The sequence below is a fragment of the Gluconobacter thailandicus F149-1 = NBRC 100600 genome, from assembly GCF_000964465.1.
In the GTDB taxonomy this organism is placed as follows: Bacteria; Pseudomonadota; Alphaproteobacteria; order Acetobacterales; family Acetobacteraceae; genus Gluconobacter; species Gluconobacter thailandicus.
The window spans coordinates 1-673 of the sequence record NZ_BANH01000094.1; the positions used below are offsets into that span (position 1 = coordinate 1).

Below are 673 nucleotides of genomic sequence, written 5' to 3' on the forward strand. Positions count from 1 at the left end.
TTGTCCGGTTCATCCGCTCAACCTGACCGTTCGTCCAGGGATGACTGGGTTTCGTCAGACGATGTTCGATCCCGTGGGCTTCGCAGATCATGTCGAAGCGCATGGAACGCGACCAGGCTGTATTTCGATTGCGAGGCTGCTCAGCGAACTGGATCCCATTATCGGTCAGGATGGTATGGATCCGGTAAGGGATGATGCTCAGGAGATGTTCGAGAAATTCCCAGGCCGTCTTCCGATCGGCTTTCCCGACCAGTTTTGTGACAGCGAATTTGCTTATCCGGTCGATGGCAACGAAGAGGTGCAGCTTGCCTCCAGCGGTCTGGACCTCCGCGATATCGAGATGAAAGAACCCAATCGGGGAGCGTTTGAAACGCTGTCGTCTGGGCTTGTCTCCCTCGATGTTCGGCAGCCGGGATATCCCGTGACGCTGAAAGCAGCGATGCAGAGCCGAGCGTGTCAGATGGGGGATACTGGCCTGCAGGGCATAAAGGCAGTCATCCAGCGGCAGTAAAGTATGGCGTCAAAACGCTACGATCATCGCTTCGTCTGCCTTGGAAAGGACCGTTGAGCGCGGTTCTTTAGGGTCGGTCTTCTGATCTTCGACAGTCTGTCGCTTCCGCCACTTTGCCACTGTTTTCGGGTTGATCCCGAACTCCTCGCTCAGCGCCGCGAG

1 pseudogene is annotated in these 673 nt (G+C 56.3%); it reads right to left on the reverse strand.

Annotated elements, in window-relative coordinates:
- Window positions 1-673 (reverse strand): annotated as a pseudogene (locus B7444_RS15540) (DDE-type integrase/transposase/recombinase); the annotation flags it as partial.